The following is a 4365-nucleotide window of genomic DNA, read 5'->3' as shown; positions in this document are numbered from 1 at the left end:
AACAAAATACTGAAAATAAAATACCTAAAAAAGGTGTAGGGACTTGGATGGGCAAAAATATTAACCATTTAACTAAAAAGTTTGGTCAAGCAAATCGTACATATCCATACCAAAATGGTTTTAAAAATTATGTGTTTAGGGGCAATAATCAATATTATGTGGTGACGACGAAAAAAGACATTATTAAATCAGTGTATGCCACAGGTAAAAATGCCGATGTTAGCCCACTTAAAATACAAGACAGAGCTTCTTCAGTATTCGAACATCTAACGATAAATCCAGAACCCACAATTCATGTTAATGGAAAAAAATATGATATAGAATTATCAGATGAAGATATGAAAACACAAACGTTAGTTAAGTTCGGTAAAATGTATGCACAAGTATACGTAGACCAACAATCTAATAAGATTATCGGTGTACGCTTTTTAGACAGTGATGCACTTAACACGTTTAAACCATATCAAACTGTTAATTCAGAAGATGCTAAAAAACCAAGAGAAGATGCGTTACCTTATGAACAAAATCCAAATCAATTAATGACTTTATATGAAATCACTAATGAAATGAGAAAACTTAAAGGATTAAAACCTTTAAAAGTGAATAACCAACTCTCTCATATAGCGTCTTATAATTTATATGATGCTACGGGTTCAGACAGTGTTGAATTTACTGAAGATGCATTAAAACAACAGTTAAATGCTAAACAAGTACCATTCGTCTCAACGAGTCAAAATGTCGGTTACGAGTTTAATGATGTACCAACGCTAATCCATAGTTGGATGAACTCAGATATACATCGCTCAAGAATGCTAAATACGAAATATAATCAAATGGGCGGAGATGTAATGGACGATTACTATACGTTAATATTTATCAAAGACAAATAAGGCGAGGTGTATCAATAGATGATTACAGAAGAAACAGTATCAGTTTTAGATGATATTGAAGGCTTAGGAGAAATGATTGTTAAGTCAGAATTATATCAAGACTATCAGATGGCAGAGAAGGAATTAGCACATAACGATGAGGCCCATTTATTATATCAAGCATTTTTAAAATCAAAAGCAAAGTATGACGAAGTTATGCGTTTTGGTAAATATCATCCCGATTATCAAAATGTCATGATGGATACTCGAAAACGTAAAAGAGCATACGAAACTTTACCAGTAGTTGTCGACTTCAAGAAAAAAGAAATGGCGTTACAAACATTAGTAGATGAAATTATTACAAAAATTGCATTTGCTTTTTCTGAGAATGTAAAAATTGAAGCGGGGAATCCGTTCTTTCAAAAAGATGCAGGTGGTTGTTCGACTGGTGGTTCATGTAACTGTTCATTATAATATACTTAAAAGCACTCAAACTGAGTTTGAGTGCTTTTTATATGCTTATACATTTATAGTTGTATAAACGTGCGTTGAAGTTTAAATATATTGATTAAGAAATTGCTTTAAAACGGTCGGCTAATTCAGGGTTATCGATAACTATCGTGTGTGCGCCTTTATTTATTAAATCCTGCATTAAATCTATATTGTTAACATCATAATAGCCAGGAATAATATTGCGTTGGATTAACCAAGAAATAAATTTTGTTGAAGTTAAACTAATGCCTTTAAAATTAGGAGGCATCTGGAAAGTATTGGCATTACCTTGATAAGTATTGCCAAGGCCCGACATAAATTTTATAAATCCATCGGCCACTTCGTTTTGGCTAGCACCTATAGCTACAACGCCATTACTAATGTCGTTAAAACGTTTTATTTGTTGTTCGTGGAAACTCGTAACTAATACACGATCTTGAGCATTGTGTTTAATAATTTCTTCAAATATAATGTTTGGCGCTAATCGACCTTGCTCGCTATTAGGTGCATCTTTTAAATCAACATTTATAAGATAATTTGGATATAGAGTTAATAATTCTGCAAAAGATAAAATTTTAGCATCTTTGTGTCCACGATAAACATATTGCCTGTTAATATCTGAAAAATAATAGCCGGCGTCCAACTGTTTAAGTTCTTCTAATGTATGTTCTGCTACTTTGCCAGAACCATTAGTTGTACGATCAACTGTAGCGTCATGAAATACTACTAGTTGTTTATCTTTCGTTAATCTTACATCAGTCTCGAATCCGTCTATTTTATAATTAATAGCGTTGTCGAATGCTAATTTTGTTAATTCAGGTCTCACGGCCATACCACCTCTATGTGCGAAAATATAAGGTGCAGGATGCGTGAAAAATGCAGGAATTGTTTTGTCTTTAGGTTTAAGTGTATACTTAGAGATGAAAAACATACTACTTACCACACCGATTGTAGTGACGAATGTTGCTTTTAGTAAGGTATTTATTTTAGTCATTGTAAACCTCCTTAGTGGATACATATATGTAATATCGTATCAAAACGTGTATAAGTATAAAAGAAAATATCATTTATAATTTTATGGAGACGTGATATTATGAAGTGGCTAATAAACGGAGTGATGAAGAATATGAACATAATTTCAAGAACAAGTTTAATTATTTATCTTAAACATATGAAACACGAACGACAAATTCGAAAATTTGGCCACATCGTTGCTACAAATAAACAAAAGAAATATGTCGTTTTGTATGTTAATGAAGCGGATGCTGATGATGTCGTTAATAAATTAATGAAACTTAAATATGTGAGAAATATTGATGGTTCACCCTATAAATATTTGAAAAAAGTATATGACAAAGAGAAACATGAATTATCTTAATAGTTGAAATTGTTGTTATTAAAATCACTTATTGTAATGGTGGTATCCAGTTTTGTAGTCGTAATACGCTTTTTAAATAATTAAAGTATAATTCGTTATCATGAAAGGTTTCGGGTGGCTGAACGTCTATACCTTTAATGGGTATATTATAGTTGTTTGCGCTAGCAGTAATAATATCATTCTTCTTATTACTTTGTGGGTATGGATACGTTACTGCATTTAACATAATGTAAATAGCTTGAAAGTGATTTTCCGAAGTTGGCTGCATGACTAAAGCAACGGAACTAAGTTGTTTTTGCGATTTAGGAGTATGGAAAAATACTACAGCATCAACACGTTTGTAGTTATATTCGATAAGTGTTGTAAATTCAAATAAATCAGTTAGACCTTCTCCTAGATAAATAAAAGACTGTTTCATAAGGAACCTCCTAATTAATATGCATAATGCATTATATAAAATATATTTCGGGATTGGAAGTGGGAGTACCATGAGAGTGATTTCTGGTATACATAAAAGTAAACCTTTAGAAAGCATGGAAGGTCGTAATACTCGACCTACTATGGATAAAGTTAAAGAAGGAATTTTTAATAGTTTGCATGAAATTAACGGTATTGGTCTAGACCTTTTCGCTGGAAGCGGCGCATTAGGTATAGAGGCACTTTCTAGAGGCATGGAAAAAATGATTTTTGTAGACCAAAACTTTAAAGCAGTGCAAGTGATAAAAGGGAACTTAAAAAGTTTAAATATCATGGATAAAGCTGAAGTTTATAAAAATAATGCAGACAGGGCACTCAAAGCACTAAATAAAAGAGAAATTCAATTTGATGTTATCTTTTTAGATCCTCCATATGAAAAAGGACTGATAGACGAGGCCTTGTTAGGAATTGATAAATTTGATTTATTAAAAGAAAATGGTATTATCGTTTGTGAGTTTAATCATAAAGAGGATATTGATTATACAGCTTTTGAAGCAATTAAACGTTATCATTATGGATTAACGGATACTTTGTTACTTAAAAAAGGAGTTTCGTATGACTAATACAAAAGCAGTAATCCCAGGTAGTTTTGATCCCATTACTTATGGTCATATCGATATAATCGAACGAAGTGCGGATCGATTTGAAGAAATACATATTTGTGTTTTAAAAAATAGTAGTAAGTCTGGAACATTTTCAGTAGATGAACGTATCGAGTTAATTAAGGCATCTGTTAAGCATTTAGCTAATGTGGTTGTTCATCAATTTAGCGGATTGTTAGTAGATTTTTGTGATGAAATTGGAGCCAAAACAATTATCAGAGGGTTAAGAGCGGTAAGTGACTTTGAATATGAATTACGTTTAACGTCTATGAATAAAAAGTTAAATAGTGATGTTGAAACTTTTTACATGATGACGAGTACAAATTATTCATTTATAAGTTCAAGTGTAGTTAAAGAAGTTGCTGCTTATAAAGCGGATGTATCTGATTTTGTACCCAAACATGTTGCTAAAGCATTGAATGATAAATTTAAAAAATAACAAATAATAAAAGCCAAGCAATATAATTAAGTTATATTGTTTGGCTTTTATTTATGTTAATACTGTATCGTTTTTTTAGGTGGTAGTAATGTTTGTTTAGATGAATAT

At 31.5% G+C, this 4365-nt stretch carries 7 protein-coding genes; 5 read left to right on the top strand and 2 right to left on the bottom strand.

All coding sequences use genetic code 11. The annotated features are described in order from the left end of the window. Positions 1-890 (top strand): CAP-associated domain-containing protein (locus RPL90_RS03215; protein ID WP_313545319.1); only part of this gene is annotated, 890 nt, incomplete at its 5' end. Between the two features lie 18 nt (positions 891-908). Then, positions 909-1343 carry a YlbF/YmcA family competence regulator gene (locus tag RPL90_RS03210; RefSeq protein ID WP_313545303.1) on the top strand — a complete coding sequence of 145 codons (435 nt, stop codon included), beginning with the start codon at positions 909-911 and terminating at the stop codon, positions 1341-1343. A 94-nt stretch (positions 1344-1437) separates the two neighbouring features. On the opposite strand, the gene RPL90_RS03205 is transcribed toward RPL90_RS03210, so the two are convergent. Next, positions 1438-2355 carry a glycerophosphodiester phosphodiesterase gene (locus RPL90_RS03205; protein ID WP_313545288.1) on the bottom strand — a complete coding sequence of 306 codons (918 nt, stop codon included), beginning with the start codon at positions 2353-2355 and terminating at the stop codon, positions 1438-1440. Between the two features lie 132 nt (positions 2356-2487). On the opposite strand from RPL90_RS03205, the gene RPL90_RS03200 reads away from it, so the two are divergent. Further along, positions 2488-2739 (top strand): YlbG family protein, encoded by a 252-nt coding sequence (locus tag RPL90_RS03200; RefSeq protein WP_313545332.1) that lies wholly within the window; start codon positions 2488-2490, stop codon positions 2737-2739. Between the two features lie 28 nt (positions 2740-2767). On the opposite strand, the gene RPL90_RS03195 is transcribed toward RPL90_RS03200, so the two are convergent. Further along, entirely contained in the window at positions 2768-3157 is a 390-nt protein-coding gene (locus RPL90_RS03195; RefSeq protein ID WP_313545271.1) for a DUF7147 family protein, read from the bottom strand. A gap of 70 nt (positions 3158-3227) precedes the next feature. Between RPL90_RS03195 and rsmD the strand changes: the two genes are divergently transcribed. Both rsmD and coaD read left to right on the top strand, forming a co-directional pair. Continuing rightward, positions 3228-3779, top strand: coding sequence for a 16S rRNA (guanine(966)-N(2))-methyltransferase RsmD (gene rsmD / locus RPL90_RS03190; protein WP_313545257.1), 552 nt, complete (start codon positions 3228-3230; stop codon positions 3777-3779). Then, positions 3772-4257 (top strand): pantetheine-phosphate adenylyltransferase, encoded by a 486-nt coding sequence (gene coaD / locus RPL90_RS03185; RefSeq protein ID WP_313545217.1) that lies wholly within the window; start codon positions 3772-3774, stop codon positions 4255-4257. Before rsmD ends, coaD begins: the two co-directional genes overlap by 8 nt. Positions 4258-4365: the final 108 nt, after the last annotated feature.

Source organism: Staphylococcus kloosii, assembly GCF_032139365.1.
In the GTDB taxonomy this organism is placed as follows: Bacteria; Bacillota; Bacilli; order Staphylococcales; family Staphylococcaceae; genus Staphylococcus; species Staphylococcus kloosii_A.
The sequence above is the reverse complement of the archived record's forward strand: the minus strand, read 5'-3'. Positions and strand labels throughout refer to the sequence as shown.